General features: G+C 61.5%; 21 protein-coding genes. 10 read left to right on the forward strand and 11 right to left on the reverse strand.

Features of this window, described 5'->3' with window-relative positions:
• Nucleotides 1–54: 54 nt before the first annotated feature.
• From nosZ to KGB14_RS22520, 6 genes are all read left to right on the forward strand, one after another.
• Nucleotides 55–1,974, forward strand: a complete 1,920-nt coding sequence (gene nosZ / locus KGB14_RS22495; protein ID WP_223488885.1) for a TAT-dependent nitrous-oxide reductase — start codon at nucleotides 55–57, stop codon at nucleotides 1,972–1,974.
• 27 nt (nucleotides 1,975–2,001) lie between these two features.
• On the forward strand, nucleotides 2,002–3,294 hold the full coding sequence (locus tag KGB14_RS22500) for a nitrous oxide reductase family maturation protein NosD (RefSeq protein ID WP_223488886.1): 1,293 nt from the start codon (nucleotides 2,002–2,004) through the stop codon (nucleotides 3,292–3,294).
• Complete coding sequence (locus tag KGB14_RS22505; RefSeq protein ID WP_223488887.1) at nucleotides 3,291–4,214, forward strand: ABC transporter ATP-binding protein; 924 nt, start codon at nucleotides 3,291–3,293, stop codon at nucleotides 4,212–4,214. The genes KGB14_RS22500 and KGB14_RS22505 overlap by 4 nt, the downstream gene beginning before the upstream one ends.
• The gene (locus KGB14_RS22510) at nucleotides 4,211–5,041 is read left to right on the forward strand and encodes an ABC transporter permease (RefSeq protein WP_223488888.1); all 831 of its coding nucleotides are present in this window, start codon (nucleotides 4,211–4,213) and stop codon (nucleotides 5,039–5,041) included. The genes KGB14_RS22505 and KGB14_RS22510 overlap by 4 nt, the downstream gene beginning before the upstream one ends.
• A 31-nt stretch (nucleotides 5,042–5,072) precedes the next feature.
• Complete coding sequence (locus tag KGB14_RS22515; protein ID WP_223488889.1) at nucleotides 5,073–5,600, forward strand: nitrous oxide reductase accessory protein NosL; 528 nt, start codon at nucleotides 5,073–5,075, stop codon at nucleotides 5,598–5,600.
• A gap of 115 nt (nucleotides 5,601–5,715) precedes the next feature.
• On the forward strand, nucleotides 5,716–6,459 hold the full coding sequence (locus KGB14_RS22520) for an SDR family NAD(P)-dependent oxidoreductase (protein ID WP_223488890.1): 744 nt from the start codon (nucleotides 5,716–5,718) through the stop codon (nucleotides 6,457–6,459).
• A gap of 889 nt (nucleotides 6,460–7,348) precedes the next feature.
• Here KGB14_RS22520 and KGB14_RS22525 read toward each other — a convergent pair.
• From KGB14_RS22525 to KGB14_RS22575, 11 genes are read right to left on the reverse strand one after another with little or no spacing between them, the layout of a single operon-like run.
• Nucleotides 7,349–8,842, reverse strand: coding sequence for a cytochrome D1 domain-containing protein (locus tag KGB14_RS22525; protein WP_223488891.1), 1,494 nt, complete (start codon nucleotides 8,840–8,842; stop codon nucleotides 7,349–7,351).
• Nucleotides 8,839–9,678 carry a uroporphyrinogen-III C-methyltransferase gene (gene cobA / locus KGB14_RS22530; protein WP_223488892.1) on the reverse strand — a complete coding sequence of 280 codons (840 nt, stop codon included), beginning with the start codon at nucleotides 9,676–9,678 and terminating at the stop codon, nucleotides 8,839–8,841. The genes KGB14_RS22525 and cobA overlap by 4 nt, the downstream gene beginning before the upstream one ends.
• Nucleotides 9,679–9,711: 33 nt before the next feature.
• Nucleotides 9,712–10,890, reverse strand: coding sequence for a heme d1 biosynthesis radical SAM protein NirJ (gene nirJ, locus KGB14_RS22535; RefSeq protein WP_223488893.1), 1,179 nt, complete (start codon nucleotides 10,888–10,890; stop codon nucleotides 9,712–9,714).
• 26 nt (nucleotides 10,891–10,916) lie between these two features.
• Entirely contained in the window at nucleotides 10,917–11,420 is a 504-nt protein-coding gene (locus KGB14_RS22540; RefSeq protein ID WP_223488894.1) for an Lrp/AsnC family transcriptional regulator, read from the reverse strand.
• A complete protein-coding gene (locus KGB14_RS22545; protein WP_223488895.1) occupies nucleotides 11,395–11,838 on the reverse strand; it encodes an Lrp/AsnC family transcriptional regulator in 444 nt (147 codons plus the stop codon). The genes KGB14_RS22540 and KGB14_RS22545 overlap by 26 nt, the downstream gene beginning before the upstream one ends.
• Entirely contained in the window at nucleotides 11,831–12,346 is a 516-nt protein-coding gene (locus KGB14_RS22550) for an Lrp/AsnC family transcriptional regulator (RefSeq protein WP_223488896.1), read from the reverse strand. Before KGB14_RS22550 ends, KGB14_RS22545 begins: the two co-directional genes overlap by 8 nt.
• A complete protein-coding gene (locus KGB14_RS22555; protein WP_223488897.1) occupies nucleotides 12,343–12,801 on the reverse strand; it encodes an Lrp/AsnC family transcriptional regulator in 459 nt (152 codons plus the stop codon). Before KGB14_RS22555 ends, KGB14_RS22550 begins: the two co-directional genes overlap by 4 nt.
• Before the next feature lie 2 nt (nucleotides 12,802–12,803).
• A complete protein-coding gene (locus KGB14_RS22560; protein ID WP_223488898.1) occupies nucleotides 12,804–13,982 on the reverse strand; it encodes a cytochrome D1 domain-containing protein in 1,179 nt (392 codons plus the stop codon).
• Nucleotides 13,979–14,305, reverse strand: coding sequence for a c-type cytochrome (locus KGB14_RS22565; RefSeq protein WP_223488899.1), 327 nt, complete (start codon nucleotides 14,303–14,305; stop codon nucleotides 13,979–13,981). Before KGB14_RS22565 ends, KGB14_RS22560 begins: the two co-directional genes overlap by 4 nt.
• Before the next feature lie 16 nt (nucleotides 14,306–14,321).
• Nucleotides 14,322–14,636, reverse strand: coding sequence for a c-type cytochrome (locus KGB14_RS22570; protein ID WP_223488900.1), 315 nt, complete (start codon nucleotides 14,634–14,636; stop codon nucleotides 14,322–14,324).
• Nucleotides 14,637–14,660: 24 nt separating this feature from the next.
• Nucleotides 14,661–16,346, reverse strand: a complete 1,686-nt coding sequence (locus KGB14_RS22575) for a cytochrome D1 domain-containing protein (RefSeq protein WP_411740800.1) — start codon at nucleotides 16,344–16,346, stop codon at nucleotides 14,661–14,663.
• Nucleotides 16,347–16,554: 208 nt separating this feature from the next.
• Between KGB14_RS22575 and KGB14_RS22580 the strand changes: the two genes are divergently transcribed.
• The 4 genes from KGB14_RS22580 (at nucleotide 16,555) to KGB14_RS22595 (ending at nucleotide 18,858) form a co-directional block, all read left to right on the forward strand.
• Complete coding sequence (locus KGB14_RS22580; protein WP_411740802.1) at nucleotides 16,555–17,337, forward strand: CbbQ/NirQ/NorQ/GpvN family protein; 783 nt, start codon at nucleotides 16,555–16,557, stop codon at nucleotides 17,335–17,337.
• Nucleotides 17,321–17,908, forward strand: a complete 588-nt coding sequence (locus KGB14_RS22585; RefSeq protein WP_223488902.1) for a cytochrome c oxidase subunit 3 — start codon at nucleotides 17,321–17,323, stop codon at nucleotides 17,906–17,908. The genes KGB14_RS22580 and KGB14_RS22585 overlap by 17 nt, the downstream gene beginning before the upstream one ends.
• 11 nt (nucleotides 17,909–17,919) lie before the next feature.
• Nucleotides 17,920–18,177: a cytochrome C oxidase subunit IV family protein gene (locus KGB14_RS22590; protein ID WP_223488903.1), complete on the forward strand. Its 258-nt coding sequence runs from the start codon at nucleotides 17,920–17,922 to the stop codon at nucleotides 18,175–18,177.
• Between the two features lie 240 nt (nucleotides 18,178–18,417).
• Nucleotides 18,418–18,858: a c-type cytochrome gene (locus KGB14_RS22595; protein ID WP_223488956.1), complete on the forward strand. Its 441-nt coding sequence runs from the start codon at nucleotides 18,418–18,420 to the stop codon at nucleotides 18,856–18,858.

An 18,858-nucleotide genomic window follows, 5' to 3' on the forward strand; every position in this document is an offset into this window, starting at 1 on the left:
AGCTCGCGAGCACGTCTGCAGTGACCGTTTTAATCCCTTCAAGGAGTACGCAACATGACTGACACAGAATCCACAAAACCCGTGCAGGAAGCGGAGCCGGCGGGACTCAGCCGTCGCGGTTTTCTGGGCAGCAGTGCCGTCACCGGTGCGGTGCTGGCGGGCGCCACGACCCTCGGCGGCGCGGTGTTCAGCCGTGAGTCCTGGGCCGCGGCGGTCAAGGATGCGCAGTCGAAAATCCATGTCGGCCCCGGTGAGCTGGACGAATACTACGGCTTCTGGAGCGGTGGTCATCAGGGCGAAGTGCGAGTGCTGGGCGTGCCGTCGATGCGGGAGTTGATGCGTATTCCGGTGTTCAACGTCGACTCGGCCACCGGCTGGGGCCTGACCAACGAAAGCAAACGGATCCTGGGCGACAGTGCAAAATTCCAGAATGGCGATTGCCATCACCCGCATATCTCCATGACCGATGGTAAGTACGACGGTAAGTACCTGTTCATCAACGACAAGGCCAACTCCCGGGTCGCGCGCATCCGCCTGGACATCATGAAGTGCGACAAGATCCTCACCGTGCCGAACGTACAAGCCATTCACGGCCTGCGTCTGCAAAAAGTGCCCTACACCAAGTACGTGTTCGCCAATGCCGAGTTCGTCATTCCGCACCCCAATGACGGCCGCACCTTCGACCTGCAAGACAAGAACAGCTTCACCATGTTCAACGCCATCGATGCCGAGAAAATGGAGATGGCTTTCCAGGTGATCGTCGACGGCAACCTGGATAACTCCGACGCCGATTACACCGGCAAGTACGCGGCGTCCACCTGCTACAACTCGGAGAAGGCTTACGACCTTGGCGGCATGATGCGCAACGAGCGCGACTGGGTCGTGGTGTTCAACATCCCGCGCATCGAGGCTGCGATCAAGGCCGGCAAGTTCATCACCCTGGAAGACTCGAAAGTGCCCGTGGTCGACGGTCGTAAAACCGATGGCAAAGACTCCGAATTCACTCGCTACATCCCGGTGCCGAAGAACCCCCACGGCCTCAATACCTCACCCGATGGCAAGTACTTCATTGCCAACGGCAAGCTGTCGCCAACGGTCTCGATGATTGCCATCGACCGCCTGGACGACCTGTTCGCCGACAAATTCAAGGACCCGCGCGAGGTGATCGTCGCCGAGCCGGAACTGGGCCTGGGGCCTCTGCACACCACCTTCGACGGTCGCGGCAACGCCTACACCACGTTGTTCATCGACAGTCAGGTGGTGAAGTGGAACATGGAGGAAGCGATACGTGCCTACAAGGGCGAGAAGGTCAATTACATCAAGCAGAAGCTCGACGTGCAGTACCAGCCTGGCCATAACCATGCTTCGCTGACCGAAACCAATGAAGCGGATGGAAAGTGGCTGGTGGTGTTGTGCAAATTCTCCAAGGACCGCTTCCTGCCGACCGGGCCGCTGCACCCGGAAAACGACCAGTTGATCGATATTTCCGGCGAAGAGATGAAGCTGGTGCACGACGGTCCTGCGTTTGCCGAACCTCACGATTGCATCCTGGCGCGCCGGGACCAGATCAAGACCCAAAAAATCTGGAACCGCAACGACCCGTTCTTCGCCGCCACCGTGGAGCTGGCCAAGAAAGACGGGATCAACCTGGAGACCGACAACAAGGTCATCCGCGACGGCAATCATGTGCGGGTCTACATGACCTCCATGGCGCCGGCCTATGGTCTGAATGAGTTCACGGTCAAGCAGGGCAACGAAGTGACCGTGACCATCACCAACATCGACCAGATTGAGGACGTGACCCACGGTTTCGTCATGACCAACCATGGCGCCAGCATGGAGATCAGCCCGCAGCAAACCTCGTCCATCACCTTTACCGCCGACAAGGCCGGCCTGCATTGGTACTACTGCAGCTGGTTCTGCCATGCGCTGCACATGGAGATGGTCGGGCGCATGAAGGTCGAGCGGGCCTGACGGTTACCAATCAACGGGAGTGAGCCGATGACCGATATCAAGGAAAACCCGGTGAAGGTCATGGCCTTTGTGCTCCTGTTGATGTCAGGCGGCGCGCTGGCGGCGGTGCAACCGATCACCACCTTGCCGTTGCGGGTTGACGCTGAACAACGCTGGCACCTGCCGGCGGGCGAGTACCGTGGTTCGTTCAGCGTCGATCAACCGATGCAGATTGTTTGCGAGCCCGGCGCGGTGTTTCAGGCGCAAGGGCAGGGCAACGGGGTGATCGTCAGCGCGCCTGATGTGCGGATCGAGGGCTGCACTTTTCTGGACTGGGGGCATGACCTCACCGCCATGAATGCGGCGGTGTTTATTCAGCCAAAGGCCCGTGGCGCGGTGATCAAAGGCAATCGCCTGCAGGGCCAGGGTTTCGGTATCTGGGTCGACGGTACGCAGGATGCGAGCCTGATCGACAACCGCATCCAGGGGGATCCGGCGCTGCGCTCCCAGGATCGCGGCAACGGTATTCATCTGTATGCGGTGCATGGCGCCCGGGTCATCGGCAACCAGGTGCGCGACACCCGCGATGGCATCTACATCGACACCTCCAACGGCAACTTGCTGCAGGGCAACACCCTGGAGGACCTGCGTTACGGCGTGCATTACATGTTCGCCAACGACAACCAATTGATCGGCAACACCACTCGCCGCACCCGCACCGGCTACGCCTTGATGCAAAGCCGCAAGCTCACGGTGATCGGCAACCGCTCCGAACAGGATCAGAACTACGGCATCCTGATGAACTACATCACCTATTCAACCTTGCGCGACAACTTCGTCACGGACGTGCGCGACGGCTCGACCGGCGACAGCATGATCAGCGGCGCCGAAGGCAAGGCGCTGTTCATCTACAACTCGCTGTTCAATACCATCGAACACAACCACTTCGAGCACAGCGCCGTGGGCATTCACCTCACCGCCGGCTCCGAAGACAACCGCATCGCCGACAACGCGTTTATCGGCAACCAACGGCAGGTCAAATACGTCGCCACCCGCTTGCAGGAATGGTCGGCGGATGGCCGGGGCAATTACTGGAGCGATTACCTGGGCTGGGATCGCAACAACGATGGCCTGGGCGATATCGCCTATGAACCCAACGACAACGTCGACCGCCTGCTGTGGCTGTACCCGCAGGTGCGGCTGTTGATGAACAGCCCCGGGATCGAGTTGCTGCGCTGGGTGCAACGGGCCTTTCCGGTGATGAAATCGCCGGGCGTCCTGGACCGCCATCCGCTGATGAATCCCACCACCCAACCCCTGACCCAGGAGCCCACCGCATGAACGTCATTGACATGGAAGGCGTCAGCCAGCGCTATGGGCACACCACCGTGTTGCATCAGTTGAACCTGAGCCTGGCCGAAGGCGAAGTGCTGGGTTTGTTCGGGCACAACGGTGCGGGCAAGACCACCAGCATGAAACTGGTGCTCGGCCTGCTTCAGGCCAGTGAAGGATCGGTCCGGGTGTTCGGTCGCTTGCCCAGTGATCCGCAGGTTCGGCGTTTGCTGGGTTATCTGCCGGAGAACGTGACCTTTTATCCGCAGATGAGCGGCCTGGAGACCTTGCATCATTTCGCCCGACTCAAAGGCGCCGCGTTCGCCCAGGTGGATGTGCTGCTGGAGGAAGTCGGCCTGGCAAATGCGGCGCATCGACGGGTCAAGACCTACTCCAAGGGCATGCGCCAGCGCCTGGGATTGGCGCAAGCCTTGCTCGGTGAGCCGCGCTTATTGCTGCTCGACGAGCCGACCGTTGGCCTCGATCCGATTGCCACTCAAGACCTGTATCGGTTGCTCGACCGGCTGCGCAGCCAGGGCACCAGCATCATTCTCTGTTCCCACGTATTGCCGGGGGTCGAGGCGCATATCAACCGTGCAGCGATTTTGACCCAGGGGCGCCTGCTGGCCCTCGGCAGTCTGCGCAGTCTGCGCGAGGAAGCCGGGTTGCCGACGCTGATTCGCGCCAACGGGCTCAAGCACGCCGGGCCGTTGCAGCGAGCCTGGAACAACGCCGGGCACGTCACTCAGCGCTGGGGCGTGGAGGGCCTTGAAGTGGCCGCGCTCAATGGCAGCAAATTGGGCCTGTTGCGCCAATTGCTCAATGAACACGAACCGGCCGACGTGGAAATCGACCCACCGTCCCTGGAGGACATCTACCGCTATTACATGGGCCGGGCCGGTGCGACCCCCAGTGGAGAGACCGTATGAACCCGATCTGGAACATGGCCCGCAAGGAATTCAATGACGGTTTGCGCAACCGCTGGTTGTTGGCGATCAGCCTGTTGTTCGCCGTGTTGGCGACCGGCATCGCCTGGTTGGGTGCGGCGGTTTCCGGGCAACTGGGCTTCACCTCGGTGCCCGCCACCATCGCCAGCCTGGCCAGCCTGGCGACATTCCTGATGCCACTGATTGCCTTGCTGCTGGCCTATGACGCCATCGTCGGCGAAGACGAAAGCGGCACGTTGTTGCTGTTGCTGACCTATCCGTTGGGACGCGGGCACATCCTGCTCGGCAAGTTCGTCGGCCACGGATTGATCCTGGCCCTGGCGACCCTCATCGGCTTTGGCTGCGCGATGCTGGCGATTGCCGTGCTGGTGGAAGACGTCGAACTGAACCTGCTGCTCTGGGCGTTTGGACGATTCATGCTGTCGTCGACGTTACTGGGCTGGGGCTTTCTTGGGCTGGCCTATGTGCTGAGCAGCGTGTCCGCCGAGAAATCCACCGCCGCCGGGCTGGCGCTGGGGGTGTGGTTCTTCTTCGTGCTGGTGTTCGACCTGGCGCTGCTGGCACTGCTGGTGCTCAGCGAAGGGCAGTTCAACCCGAAGGTGCTGCCGTGGTTACTGCTGCTCAACCCCGCCGACGTCTATCGCCTGATCAATCTCTCCGGTTTCGAGCCCGGCGCCGGTAGCGCTGGCGTGCTGACCCTGGGCAGCGATTTGCCTGTGCCGGGCTCGATGCTCTGGTTGTGCCTGTTGCTATGGGTGGCGGTGCCTTTGGGCTTGGCCTGGTTGCTGTTCCGTCGACGGGCGACATGAATTCACACTTTGGTTTTTGGAGCACCTGACGATGAGTAATCTGTATTCGACGACGGTACGCGCCGTGGCGGGCCTGATGGTCTGTCTGCTGCTGGCGGCCTGCGACAAACCCGTGCAAGCCACCTACAGCGACGCCCCCGCTGCCTTTCATCCCAGCGATGAATGCCATGTTTGCGGCATGATCATCGACGGCTTCCCCGGGCCCAAGGGCGAAGTGGTCGAGCGCAGCGGCATCAAGAAATTCTGCTCCACGGCGGAAATGATCGGTTGGTGGCTGCAGCCGGAAAATCATCATGGCGAGGCCAGGTTGTATGTCCACGATATGGGCCGCAGTCTGTGGAGCGCCCCCAATGATGCCCATCTGATCGATGCCAAGGATGCGTTTTACGTGGTCGGCACCCGACTCAAAGGCGCCATGGGGGTGGTGCTGGCGTCCTTCTCCAGCCAGCAGGCTGCGGAAAAACTGGCCGCCGACCAGGGCGGTCGTGTACTGCGCTTCAGCGAGATCGATCAGGCGGTACTTCAGCAGCAGCCAGCAATGTCGCACTCGACTCATTGACCGGCGCCCCCTCGAGAAAAGTGATCGCCGTCAAGTCAGTATTTCTGCGTCTGTTCAAAGATAGGGGCTCACAACGTCCCCAGTGCTTGGCATTCACGATGCCCAGGAGAACATGATGCAAACCGAGTTTCAGGATCGTCTGGCGGTGATTACCGGCGCCAGCTCCGGGATTGGCCTGGCGTTGTGCGCCGCGCTATTGCCGCGTGGCGTCAAGGTGCTGGCGATGTCACGTACTATCGGTGATTTGCCGACCTTGCAACAGATCTACGGTGAGCGGCTGCAATGGTTTGCAGGGAGTGTCACGTGCGAAGAAGATTTGCAGGAGCTGGCCCGCCGGGCGGCGGCGCTAGGGCGGGTGGATTATCTGGTGCCCAACGCGGGTATTGCCGAAATGGCCGACAGCCTGGACATGCCCGCCTTCGAACGCCAATGGGCGGTCAACGGTGCCGGGGCGTTGAACACGCTGGCGGCGTTGCGCGGTGAGTTGGCGAGCCCGGCCTCGGTGGTGTTTGTCGGTAGTTTCCTGACGGGTTCGAGCTTTCCTGGTCTGGCTGCCTGCATCGCCAGCAAGGCCGCGTTGGCGGCACAGGCGCGCACCCTGGCGGTGGAGTTTGCACGTTACGATGTGCGCATCAACCTTGTTTCGCCGGGGCCGACCGCGACCTCGATGTGGGACAACCTGGGGTTGAGCGATGGTGAGCTTGATGACGTCGCTGATGCCCTTGGCAAACGTCTGCTGCCTGGTCATTTTCTCGATGCGTCGGCGGTGGCCAATGTGATTATCTTTCAACTGTCCCAAGGCGCCCGGGGTGTCTATGGGCAGGATTGGAAGGTCGATAATGGTTATACGTTGGGGTGATGGGTGAACTTACAATTTTGCGGATGAGCCCGGAACCTTGTGGGAGCGGGCTTGCTCGCGAAAGCGGCGTGTCGGGTGACATAGGTTTTGATGGTGTACATATCCGTTGCTGCGGTAACGACTACTATTGGTTCCGCCCTTGCGGCGGGTCACTTTGGAAAAGCGCCAAAGTAACCAAAACGCTTTCGCCCCTGACGTACGGTGGCTCGCCCAGGCTCGCCATGCCCTCGCTCCGGTCCTGCTCCGTGGGCCCGCCGCCATCGGCCATCCCTGGCCGGGGGCGGCTACCGCGGCATCCTTGCCGCGGTGCCCACTGCGCAGAACCTCCACTCGGCCTTCCGACGGGGCAGATCAAGATCAAGATCAAAAGCCAAAGCCAAAGCGAGGCGGCCTGATAGCCGACCTGATGTCCGTCAAGGTCAGCGGCGGTGGACACCTATGTCATGCCCGCCAAAAATCCAACTGTGGGAGCGAGCCTGCTCGCGAAGGCGGACTTATATTCAACATTGATGTCGACTGACAGGGCCTCTTCGCGAACAGGCTCGCTCCCACAGGGGAATGCGTACGCTGGAAGAGAGAGGCCGGCCGGTAGGCCGCCTCGCAGTGTCGTTGCGGTGCACGCCCCCTCGAGAGGCCGAGAGGAGGTTCTGCGCAGTGGGCAACCCGGCATGGATGCCGGGTTAGCCGCCCCCGGCCATGGATGGCCGATGGCGGCGGGCCCACGGAGCAGGACCGGAGCGAGGGCATGGCGAGCCTGGGCGAGCCACCGAACGTCAGGGGCAAAAGCGCTTGGTTACTTGGCGCTTTTCCAAGTAACCCGCTGTAAGAGCGGAACCAATAGCCGCCGTGACCGCAGAAACGGATATACACCCAAGCCCAAGCCGAAGCCCTAATGCGAAGTCCCCTCCACAAACTCAATCTTATTGCCCACGTTGTACTTGCCCGACGGCTTGTTCATCGGCAGTCGCTTGATCTCTTTGAGGGTATTGCTGTCATACACAATCAGCGCGCCATCGGTGGCCCAGATGCTCAGCAACAAGTAGCGACCATCGCGAGTGAACTCAACGTGGGCGGCCGTCTTGCCGGGCATCGGGCGCAAGGTGTGAGCAATTTCCAGGGTCTGTTTATCGATCAGGTGGATCGCATCATTGTCGGGGCCGAAGAACACGTCGGTCCAGGCATACCGCGAGTTGACGTGACTGCGCATGAAGAAACCCGGCCCCAGGGTCGGAATTTCCTTGATCAACTTCCAGGTCTTGAAGTCGATGACCGAGATCAGTCCCTTGCTGATGTTCGGCGTGGCGAACACCCATTCACCGTTACGTTTCCAGTAGGTCCCGGACCCAAGATGCGGCATGCCCGGCAACGGTATGTTGGTGACCACCTTGCCGGTGTCGAGGTCGATCACCTGACCACCCTTGGCCTTGCGCGATGTCGCCAGCAGTTGCTTGTAGTCCGGTGAAAAGGAAAAGTCGTCCAGCATATCCTCGGCCTGGATGCGGCGCGGTTCGAAGTCCGGCGTGCCGGCGCTCGACAGCTCCCAGACTTCCTTCACATCTTTGAGCGCCACGATGAAACTGTCCCTTGGCGGCGCGGTGTAGACCGCGCTGACCCGTGACGCGGTGCCGTCCAGGCCGATTGCGGGGATGGTTTTGACCAGCGACAGATCGCGGGCATCGAGCACCACAAGATTGCCCGGCAGATAGTTGCCCACCAGCACCCAGCGGCCATCCTTGCTCACCGCCAGGTTGCGGGTATTGAGCCCGGCGCGGACCTCGGCGATGAGCTTCAGGTTGTGCAAGTCGTACAGGCTGACCCAGCCATCGCGTGAGGCCACGTAGACGAAGCGTCCATCCGGCGAGAACTTCGGCCCGCCATGCACCGCAAAGTGCGAAGCAAACCGCGCCAGTACTTCGAAACGATCACCGTCGAGGATGTCGATGTGATGGTCGCCGGCTTCCACCACCACAAACAGGTTCAGCGGATCGGCGCCATGCTGGGGCGTGGCGGGCAGTTTACTGATGTCGGCGAGAATGGAATGACTGCTGCGAATGTCGTCGTTATTCCAGGTGGGTGGGGTGGCGGGTGGTTGCTGAAGGTAATCCACCAGCGCATCGATTTGCGCGGGGTTGAACAGGTTGGCATACCCGGTCATCTGACTCGCGGGGCGACCGTTCTGGATGACGCTGCGGATTTCGTCGGGTTTGATCCGGCTCAGACTCTCCGGCAGCAAGGCCGGCCCCGTACCGCCGAAACGGTTGGCGCCATGGCAGCGCTGGCAATGCTGTTGGTAGAGATCGGCGGCCGCGTCGGAGGACGGAACCGCTGCACCGGCATGGGCTGCAGCGACCCATAACAATGGGGCAAGCAGCATGCGCCTCATATCGCCACCTTGCTGTGGCGTTGCAGCGCTTGCGCGGAGTAAAAGCGTGCCGGGTATTCCTGCTGATGGGTAGCGAACAGATCAACCACTGTGCCGATCACCGTCAGCGTCGGAATGCCCGGTGGGCAATCCAGCGCCAGGTTCGGTAACTGGTGCAGCATGCCTCGGGCGACGTGCTGGTCGGGGCGGGTGCCATTGCTGATCAGCGCCGCCGGCGTATCGGCGGGCATTCCGGCTTCTATCAGGCGCTGGGCGATGATTCCGAGGTTCGATAACCCCATGTAAAACACCAGGGTCTGGCTGCTGTCGGCCAAGTCGAGCCAGGGCAGTTTCAACTCGCCATCGTGTTGCAGATGGCCGGTGATGAATCGACAGGAGTTGACCAGATCCCGGTGAGTCAGCGGAATGCCGGCGTAAGCGCTGCACCCGGAAGCGGCGGTAATCCCGGGGACCACCTGGCAGTCGATGTCGCGTTGCAGCAGATAATCCAGCTCCTCGGCGCCACGGCCGAATATGAACGGGTCGCCGCCTTTGAGGCGGACCACACGCTGCCCCCGATCGGCGAGGTCGGCGAGCAGTTCGTTGATCTGTTCCTGGGGCAGGCTGTGGCAACCGCTGGCCTTGCCGACGTAATGCCGGGCGCAGGTGAGGGGGATCAACGTCAGCAGCTCGGGGCTGATCAGACGGTCGTAAACCACGGCGTCGGCCTGCATCAACAGGCTCCAGGCACGCAGGGTCAGCAGGCGTGGATCGCCGGGGCCGGCGCCGACCAGGGCCACTTCGCCCGGTCTGAACGGGGACGCAAGTGCGGCCGGTAAAATTATCGATGGGTGCATGGGACGTCCTTGGTGTTTCATCAGGCGGGTGCTTCAGTGCACCACGCAAGGGATGGTCGTTAATGGCGGCATACCGATTTCTTCATCGCTGAGGTGGCAGCCGGGGTCCTGGCCCCAGAGGTCGCCTTCGGCCCAGGCGCGGGTGCGGGTATTGCCATTGCAGATGTTCAACCAGCGGCATTGGCCACAGCGGCCACCGACGGCGCGCGGATGTTCACGCAGTTGCTGCAACAAGGCGTCCGGTTGGTCCAGCCAGAGCGTGCGAAACGGCGTGTGCCGGACGTTGCCTACCGAGTGCTGCCACCAATAGGTGTCGGGGTGTACCTCGCCGGTGTTGTCGATATTGGCGATGCCGCTGCCCGAGGCGTTGCCGCCCCAGGCCCGGAGCATGTGTTCCAGGCGCGGGGAATGTTCGGGGAAATGCACGCCCACCCATTGCAGCAAGAGAATCGCGTCGGCATCGTTGTTGCCGCTGACAAAATCGCTGTCGCGACCCTGCTCGATGTCTTCCCAGGCCTGTTCGAAGATCAATGTCATTGCCTCGCGGCTCATCTGCTGCCGGGCGTCAAGCTTGCGGCTGCGTTTGCCGCGACCGCTGTAGTTGAGGTGCGACAGATAAAACTTCTGCACGTCGTACTCGCGCATCAGCGCCAGTAATTGGGGCAGTTGTTGATGGTTCTCTTGGGTCAGGGTGGTGCGCAGGCCGACACGAATACCCTGTTCGCGACAGAGGCGGATCGCCCGCATGGAGCTGGCGAAGCTGCCCTTGAGTTGGCGGAAGGCATCATGGGTGGCTTCCAGCCCATCGATGCTGATCCCGACATAGTCGAAATTCGCTGCGCGGATCTGCGCGATGTTCTGCTCATTGATCAGCGTGCCGTTGGTGGACAACGCCACAAAGAAACCCTTGGTGCGGGCGTAGGCGCTGAGCACAAACAGATCGTCGCGCAGCAAGGGTTCACCGCCGGAAAGAATCAATACCTTCACCCCGGCATCGTGCAGGTCGTCGATCACGGTCAGCGCGGCGGGCGTATCCAGTTCGTCGCGAAAGACACTGTCGGCGGAAGTGGCGTAGCAGTGTTTGCAGGTCAGGTTGCAGCGCCTGAGCAGGTTCCAGATCACCACTGGCGGCCGGTTGCTGCCCGGTGGGCTGGTTCTGGGGGCCGGCGCCTGGCCGGTCAGGGCACGCAGGTATTGGCTGATCCTCAACATGCAAATCTCCTTGAACAAGCGTGTGTTCAGCGTGGCGCTGGTGGTAGCCGTAAACCGGTTTTCTTCAGGATGCGACTGCTCACCAGCATCTCGTCGGCGGCACAGGCATCTCCCAGCAAGTAGCGCAGGTGTTCGCGGTAGCTGTCGATTTCCTCGCGGCTGCGGCCGTGGACCATGGCGAACAGGTTGTAGCGCCACGCGGTTCGTCGCGGGCGTCGATAGCAATGACTGACGAAGGGCTGCGCACCGATCAGCGCGCCAAGGCGCGGCATGTCTGTGTCGCGCACATCCCAGACCGTCATGCCGTTGTAGCGATAGCCCAGGCGATAGTGGTTGGGGACGGCGGCGATGCGCCGGATCGCGCCCTCGGCCTGCAAACGCTTGAGCAAGTCCAGGGTGGATTCGATGCTCAGCTCCAGCTGTTCGGCGAGCCAGGCCCACGGGTCATCCAGCAGCGGCAGGCCCGCCTGGGTCAGTTCGATCAGACGGTGCGCCAGGGTGTCTTCAGACCGGGAAGTACAGACCGACATGGTAGGTCTCCTCTTTGGGCAAGTTGAGCAGCGGCAGGCCGGTCAGGGTTTCGATGTGCTGCAGGGTTTCGGCGATACCTTGTTCGGTCGGGCAGCCGAGCACGAACCACATGTTCCAGGGGTGTTCGCGTCGGTAGTTGTGGGCCACTTCAGGCAGGGCTTGCAGTTGCTCGGCGACGTCTTCGAAACGCTCCTCCGGCACCGCCAGCGCCGCAAGGGTGAAGGCGCCGCCAAGACGCTCGATGTCGAACATCGGGCCGAAGCGCGTGAGCATGCCGTCTTCCAGCAATTCATGGAGGCGGTCGAGCAGTTCGGTGCTGCTGCTCTCCAGTTCGGCGGCCAGTGCCTGCCACGGGTGGCGCACCAGCGGCAGGCCCAGTTGCAGGCGGTTGATCAGCCGGCGGTCGAGGTCATCCATGGGTAGGGGTTCCTGTTGGCGAGGGGGCGAAGCGTGCGCCGCACTGTTTGAACGCATGGGTGCTGAACAGCAGTTGATGGGGCAGGTCGCTCAGCAGGTGTTCTTCCAGCAACGCCTGGATCTGCGCCTCGACCTGCGCGCGTTGGCGCCCGTGAACCATGCAGAACAGGTTGTAGCGCCACTGCGGCAGGCGCCGTGGCCGTTGATAGCAGAGGGTAATGCCGGGCGCTTGCCCCAGGCGTTGGCCGACTTCGTCGATCAGCGCATCTGGAACATCCAGCACCAGCATGGCGTTGGCGGTAAAACCCAGCGCGCGATGGTTGAGCACCAGGCCAACCCGGCGAAACAGCCCTTGCTCGTGCCACTGGTGCATTTGCGCGAGCACCTGGTTTTCGTTGGCGTCTATCCGTTCGGCAAGGGCCTGATAGGGACGCGATACCAACGGCAATCCGCCTTCCAGATGCCGACGCAACGCCAGTGCCTGTTTGGGACTCAACCCCGGCGTCATGGGTTTTCTCCAAGGGCAAAACCGAGGTCGATGCGGTAAGCGGTCAACATCGGCAGATCCAGCGGCATGAGGCCGGTGTCTTTCTCTAATTCTTCGAGCACGCGTTCGATGTGTTGGCGATCAGGGCCGGTCAGCACAAACCACAGGTTGTAGAAATGCTCCCGTGCGTAGTTATGGTTGACCTCGGGGTATTGGCTGACGCGCTCGGCGACCTGTTGCAAGCGTTCGGCGGGCACGGCGAGGGCGGCGAGGGTGCTGGCCCCGGCGCGACTGTGTTCGAACACCGGGCCGATCCGTGAAAGGGTGCCGGCCTGATCCATTTCTTCCAGGCAAGCCATCACCTGGCCCACGCGACAACCGAGAATCCGCGCCATCTCTTTGTAAGGCTCCGGACACAGCGGCATGCCGTGCTGGAAGCGGTCGATCAGTTGGCGGCTGAGCAAGTCGAGGTTCATGTTCAATACCCCATTTTTTGCGCGCGGCTGCTGAAGAAGATGCCGCTCGGCGCGGTGGCAGGCAGGGTGCTCAGCAGCTTCAGGTTGTACGGGTCCCAGACCTGAACCTGATCGCCATCGCGTAACGACAGCCACAACTGGTCACCGCGCGCGGTGAATTCCATGTGCAGCACCGCAGGCCCTGGCCGCAGATCGGCGACCACGGCATGGGTTTCGGTGTCGATGACCTGCACCCGATCGTTGTCCGGGTAGGCGAAGTTGACCCACAGTTGCCGACCGTCCGGCCGCGACGTGACGAACACCGGTTGGCCGGCCACCGGGATGGCAGCGGTCTGCTGCCAGGTGCGCGAATCCATTACCAGCACCTGGTGACGGCCGACGGCGGGCACGAAGGCCTGATTGTCGGCAACGGCCCAGCCCTCCAGATGCGGCATTTTGTAGACGGGCAATTTCGCCTGGCCGCGTCCGTAATCACCGAGCACTCGCTGCACACCACGCTCCGGATGCCAGAGGTCGAGTTGCGCCATGCCGTCTTCGCCGAACAGCCCCGCCATGTAATAGCGACCATCCGGGGTGATCAGCGCGTCGTAGGGTTGCTGGCCGATGTCGGTGAAGCGGCTGATCCGAGGCGTGCTGCCCTGACTGAAATCGGCGCTCCAGATCTCGCCGGTATCGAACAGGCTGAACACAAAGCGCTGACCGGGCGCATCGACCAGGCCGACCACCCGTGAGCGTTTGCTGCCATCGGCCAGGGGCGTGGCGGGAATGTCGGCCACCAGTTGCAGGGTTTCGGCATCGAACACCTTGACCCCGCCGGGCACGTAGTTGGACACGGCGATGAGTTTGCCGTCCTGGCTGATGGCGCCGCCGATGCTGTTGCCGCCCTGTATGACCCGTTGATCGATGCGTTGGGTCAGCAGGTCGATCTTGCTCAGCCCTCCGTCGCGGCCGAACACATAGGCGTAACGCTGGTCGCGGGAAAACACCACCGAGGCATGGGACAGATCGCCCAAACCCTCGAGTCGGGCCAGTGCCGTGTGGGTGTCGCTTTCGATGATTTGCACGCTGCCGGTGGCGCGCTCCACCACCACGCCCAGATCGCCGGTGCCACGCAAGGGGGACTGAGCGCAGGCGGACAACAACAGCCCGGTCGCCGCTAAAAGCAGGGTTGATCGGATCATGGTGCGGGATATCCCTGGAGAAGAAGATCGACCAGCCAACGGATGTCGTCCGGGCTGAGCAGTGGGCCCCAACCGGGCATTGCGGTGCCGGGCCGGCCTTGGGTGACGGTGGCGATCAGGCTGTCCCTGGATTTGCCCGCCAGCGTTGTGCGCGTCAGGTCGGGACCCAGCCCGCCGGTCATGTGCAGCCCATGGCAGGCGCCGCAGTCCTGGGCCAGCAGGTGTTCGAGTTGTGCCTGACGCTTGGCGTCCGGCGCGGCAACCGCGGTTGCGCAAATGAGGAGGAGGGCCGCCAGAATCGCAGCGTGTCGATAAACCTTCATGACGCCCTCCAGTTGGCTATTTGAGAGTCAGGACCCAGGTTGCAAGTGTCTTCGCTTCTTCATCCGTCACCGGGTTGGCCGGCATTGGCATCGGGCCCCAGTTGCCTTGCGTACCGTTCTTGATGTGGTTGGCCAGGGTGTCCACGGCCCCGGCCACGCCCGCGTTCTTGGCCGCGACATCCTTGAGCGCCGGGCCGACAATCTTGGTGTCGATGGAATGGCAGGCGGCGCAGGGTTTGCTCTTGAACAGCTCCTGCGCGTCTTGGGCCAAGGCTGGCTGCACACTCAGCGCTGCGGTCAGGGCGAGCAGTGAAAACAGAGTATTTTTCATGGGGGTTCCTTGCATTGATGGAGCTCAATAGATGTCGTGTTGGGTGTTGTAGACGTTGAATTTTCCGGTGGGTGTGATCAGTCGTTTGTCCTTGATGACTGATTTGAGCTTCAGCGTTTTGTCGTCGATCACCACCAGTGCCGACTCGTCGGTCTGGCCGCTCCACACGGAGAACCAGACTTCATCCCCGGCCTTGTTGTATTCCGGCTGTACCACCCGCATGGCGCCTTGCTTGATGCCGGCGTACTCGGCGATGGGCAACACGGTGTAGCCGGCGTCGAGTTTGTCGATGTTGAACACCGCCACCGACTGGCTCAGCTTGGCGTCCGGGTTGAGGGTGGTGTCGACATACAGGTGACGGGAGTCAGGGTGGGTTTTGATGAACAACGACCCGCCGCCCTGGCCCTTGAGCGAGGCGACCTGTTTCCAGGCGTATTGCGGGTGTTTGACCGGGTCGGTGCCGATCAAGGAGATGCCGTCATCACCCAGGTGGCTGGTGGCCCAGACCGGCCCGTAGGTCGGGTGGTTGAAGTTGGCGCCGCGACCGGGATGAGGGGTTTTGCCGACGTCCACCAGGGCTGCCAACTTGCGCTCTTTGGAGTCGATCACGGCGACTTTGTTGGAGTTGTTGGCGGCGGTCATGAAGTAGCGGTGGGTGCTGTCCCAACCGCCGTCATGCAGGAAGGGCGCGGCATCGATGTAGGTGATGGTGAGGTTCTTGATGTCCTGGTAATTGACCAGCATGACCTTGCCGGTTTCCTTGACGTTGACGATGAACTCCGGCCATGCGTGGGAGGCGATGATCGCCGCGACCCGGGGTTCGGGGTGGTATTCCTGCTTGTCGACGGTCATGCCGCGGGTCGAGACAATCTGTTTGGGCTCCAGGGTTTCGCCATCCATGATGGTGAATTGCGGCGGCCAATAGGAGCCGGCGATGGTGTATTTGTCTTCGTAGCCCTTGAACTTGGAGGTCTCCACCGAGCGCGCTTCGATGCCCACTTTGACTTCGGCGACCTTGGTCGGCTCCACCGGCCACAGGTCAATCATGTCGATCCGGGCGTCTCGACCAATCACCAGCAGGTAGCGACCCGAAGCGGAGATGCGCGAGATGTGCACCGCATAACCGGTCTCGATCAGCTTGACGATTTTCTTGCTGTCACCGTCGATCAGGGCAATCTTGCCGTCATCGCGCAACGTCACCGAAAACAGGTTCGGCAGGTTGAGTTTGCTCAGTTGCTGCTTCGGACGATCCTCAGGCTTGACCAGCACTTTCCAGGTTTTCAGCGTCTCGGCCATGCCCCATTCCGGCGGCGTCGGCGGCGCGTGCTGAATGAACTTGGCCATTGAGGTGATCTGATCCTTGGTCAGCGCATTCGACGTCCCCCAGTTCGGCATGCCCGCCGGCGAGCCGTAGGTAATCAACGCCTCAAGGTACGGTTGACCACGGGACTGTGTGATGTCCGGCGTCAGTGGTTTGCCGGTGGCGCCTTTGCGCAGAACGCCGTGACAGCCGGCGCAGCGCTGGAAGTAAATCTCCTTGGATGAGTCGAACTCGGCCTGACTCATGTCCGGTGCTCCGGCAGTTTTGACCATCAGCGGGCTAGCGGCAGCGGACTCGTCGGCTCGGGCCGCGTGAGTCACCGCAAGGGCCAGCGCCGAACACAGTGTGGCGACAGTCAGAGCAAACGTTTTTCTATTGCTGATCAGCATTCCATTTCTCCTCAGGCAAGACCTTTGCGATGTGCTGAAACGGCAGCGCAGAACGCAGGTTCTTAGTGCCATGCAAGGCTATGCCCGAGCAGGCCAATGCTCGCTTGACCGCGATCAAGTTTGCCGGCCATGTCACTTGCCAGGTTGTCGCAGGCGCCCGTAGCGTGTGGCTTGAATCCGCTTTTGGAACACACAGCCCATGGACCGAATCCAGTCTTGCGAACCCTTCTATCAACCGCTCAACAATGAGGAAGCGCTGTTCGAGCAAGCCTGGCGACACGGCATGCCGGTGCTGATCAAAGGCCCGACGGGCTGCGGCAAGACCCGCTTCGTCCAGCACATGGCCCATCGGCTGAAACTGCCGTTGTACACCGTGGCTTGCCATGACGATCTGAGCGCCGCCGACCTGATCGGCCGTCATTTGATCGGTGCCCAGGGCACGTGGTGGCAGGACGGGCCGTTGACTCGCGCAGTGCGTGAAGGCGGTATTTGTTATCTGGACGAAGTGGTCGAGGCGCGTCAGGACACCGTGGTGGTGTTGCATCCGCTGGCCGATGATCGTCGGGAGCTGTTCCTGGAACGCACCGGCGAAGTGTTGAAGGCGCCGCCGTCATTCATGCTGGTGGTGTCTTACAACCCCGGTTACCAGAACCTGCTAAAAGGCATGAAACCCAGCACCCGCCAACGCTTCGTGGCGATGCGTTTCGGCTATCCGCCAGTGGCCGACGAGGAACGCATCGTTGCCCGGGAAGCGCAGGTGGACAGCGCGCTGGCGGCGCAAGTGGTGCGGCTGGGCCAGGCCCTGCGAAGGCTGGATCAACATGATCTGGAGGAGGTCGCCTCAACGCGACTGCTGATTTTTACCGCGCGAATGATCCGCTCCGGCATGAGCCCGCGTGAAGCGTGCATGGCTTGCCTGGCCGAGCCGCTGAGCGATGATCCGTTGACGGTGGCGGCGCTGATGGGCGTGGTTGATGTCCACTTCGGCTGAGTCCGGTCGCGTTGCGCCGGGTCACTTGCCGGGCGATCTGGCGATGTGGTTTTTCATTCTGGCCGAGCTGTCGGTGTTCGCCATCCTGATTCTGGCGTTCGCCGTGACCCAGGCACTCAAGCCGCAGCTGTTCGGCGAAAGCCGTCTGTTGCTCAACACCTCTACCGGCCTGGCGATGACTCTGAGCCTGCTCACCGCCGGGCTGTTCGCCGCGCTGGCCCAAGAGCAAGTCAAGCGCTCTCGGTCTCGCCACGGCGCTGTCTACCTGCTGGCAGCGTTACTCGCCGCCAGTGTCTACGTGGTGTTGAAACTGACCGAATACCGACACTTGCTGGCCTCGGGGCTGGGCATGGAACACAACACGTTTTTCACCCTCTACTGGATCCTCACCGGTTTTCACTTTCTCCATGTACTGCTCGGCATGGTCATTCTCGGATGGCTGGCCGAGCGCTGCCGTCGTGGCCTGTACAACGGTGCCAATCGCAGCGGGCTGGAATCGGGTGTGCTGTATTGGCACATGGTCGATCTGATCTGGGTCGTGCTGTTTCCGCTGGTCTACGTTCTGAATTGACGGAGGTTCTGATGTCGGCTTCCAGGTTTTTGCTTATCTGCTGGGCAGCGCTGGCCACATTAAGCGTGTGCACGGTGCTGCTGGCACAGGTGGGCGCGACGTGGCTGCTGTCCATGGCCATTTTGCTGGTGGCGGTCGGCAAGGCCTGGTTGATTGCCGATGGCTTTATGGAGCTGCGTCATGCCCCCCGATTGTGGCGGCGGTTGATGGTGAGTTGGGCGCTGGTGTTGGCGACCGTTGTGGGCCTGACGCTGATTCTGTTCCGTTAAGGAATACGATCTGTAAAACAGCACAACTCGAATGTGGGAGCGAGCCTGCTCGCGAAGGGGCCGTCACATTCAACATCCCTGTTGACTGACACTCCGCCTTCGCGAGCAGGCTCGCTCCCACATTCGATCTGCGTTGTCGGTAATACCCGACCAAAACCATCTGCCTTTCTTGATCGCCATCAAGCAGGTTTCAACCCTTCGCTTCCTATCATGGGCACGCCAAGCAAAGAGGAAGCGACCATGTCAGAGACCTTCACCAAAGGCATGGCCAGGAACATCTATTTCGGGGGAAGCATCTTCTTCTTCCTGATATTCCTGGCCTTGACCTATCACACGGAACAGACCTTTCCAGCCCGCAGCAATGAGGCGCAACTCACCGAATCAGTGATCCGCGGCAAGACGGTCTGGGAGCAAAACAACTGCATCGGCTGCCACACACTGCTGGGCGAGGGCGCCTACTTTGCGCCTGAGCTGGGCAACGTGTTCCAGCGGCGCGGCGGGGAGGCGGGCTTCAAACCCTTTCTGCATGCCTGGATGAAAATGCAGCCCCTGGGCGTACCGGGCCGGCGAGCGATGCCGCAGTTCAAGTTGAGCGAGCAGGAGGTGGATGACATCGCCGAGTTCCTCAAATGGAGCTCGAACATCAACACCAATGGCTGGCCGCCAAACAAGGAGGGCTGA

It is taken from the genome of Pseudomonas sp. A-RE-19 (assembly GCF_019956555.1).
Classification (GTDB): domain Bacteria; phylum Pseudomonadota; class Gammaproteobacteria; order Pseudomonadales; family Pseudomonadaceae; genus Aquipseudomonas.

Coding starts and splice junctions, on each gene's coding strand:
- nosZ (WP_223488885.1), top strand. CDS start 55: ATGACTGACACAGAATCCACAAAACCCGTGCAGGAAGCGGAGCCGGCG.
- KGB14_RS22500 (WP_223488886.1), top strand. CDS start 2,002: ATGACCGATATCAAGGAAAACCCGGTGAAGGTCATGGCCTTTGTGCTC.
- KGB14_RS22505 (WP_223488887.1), top strand. CDS start 3,291: ATGAACGTCATTGACATGGAAGGCGTCAGCCAGCGCTATGGGCACACC.
- KGB14_RS22510 (WP_223488888.1), top strand. CDS start 4,211: ATGAACCCGATCTGGAACATGGCCCGCAAGGAATTCAATGACGGTTTG.
- KGB14_RS22515 (WP_223488889.1), top strand. CDS start 5,073: ATGAGTAATCTGTATTCGACGACGGTACGCGCCGTGGCGGGCCTGATG.
- KGB14_RS22520 (WP_223488890.1), top strand. CDS start 5,716: ATGCAAACCGAGTTTCAGGATCGTCTGGCGGTGATTACCGGCGCCAGC.
- KGB14_RS22525 (WP_223488891.1), bottom strand. CDS start 8,842: ATGAGGCGCATGCTGCTTGCCCCATTGTTATGGGTCGCTGCAGCCCAT.
- cobA (WP_223488892.1), bottom strand. CDS start 9,678: ATGCACCCATCGATAATTTTACCGGCCGCACTTGCGTCCCCGTTCAGA.
- nirJ (WP_223488893.1), bottom strand. CDS start 10,890: ATGTTGAGGATCAGCCAATACCTGCGTGCCCTGACCGGCCAGGCGCCG.
- KGB14_RS22540 (WP_223488894.1), bottom strand. CDS start 11,420: ATGTCGGTCTGTACTTCCCGGTCTGAAGACACCCTGGCGCACCGTCTG.
- KGB14_RS22545 (WP_223488895.1), bottom strand. CDS start 11,838: ATGGATGACCTCGACCGCCGGCTGATCAACCGCCTGCAACTGGGCCTG.
- KGB14_RS22550 (WP_223488896.1), bottom strand. CDS start 12,346: ATGACGCCGGGGTTGAGTCCCAAACAGGCACTGGCGTTGCGTCGGCAT.
- KGB14_RS22555 (WP_223488897.1), bottom strand. CDS start 12,801: ATGAACCTCGACTTGCTCAGCCGCCAACTGATCGACCGCTTCCAGCAC.
- KGB14_RS22560 (WP_223488898.1), bottom strand. CDS start 13,982: ATGATCCGATCAACCCTGCTTTTAGCGGCGACCGGGCTGTTGTTGTCC.
- KGB14_RS22565 (WP_223488899.1), bottom strand. CDS start 14,305: ATGAAGGTTTATCGACACGCTGCGATTCTGGCGGCCCTCCTCCTCATT.
- KGB14_RS22570 (WP_223488900.1), bottom strand. CDS start 14,636: ATGAAAAATACTCTGTTTTCACTGCTCGCCCTGACCGCAGCGCTGAGT.
- KGB14_RS22575 (WP_411740800.1), bottom strand. CDS start 16,346: ATGCTGATCAGCAATAGAAAAACGTTTGCTCTGACTGTCGCCACACTG.
- KGB14_RS22585 (WP_223488902.1), top strand. CDS start 17,321: ATGTCCACTTCGGCTGAGTCCGGTCGCGTTGCGCCGGGTCACTTGCCG.
- KGB14_RS22590 (WP_223488903.1), top strand. CDS start 17,920: ATGTCGGCTTCCAGGTTTTTGCTTATCTGCTGGGCAGCGCTGGCCACA.
- KGB14_RS22595 (WP_223488956.1), top strand. CDS start 18,418: ATGTCAGAGACCTTCACCAAAGGCATGGCCAGGAACATCTATTTCGGG.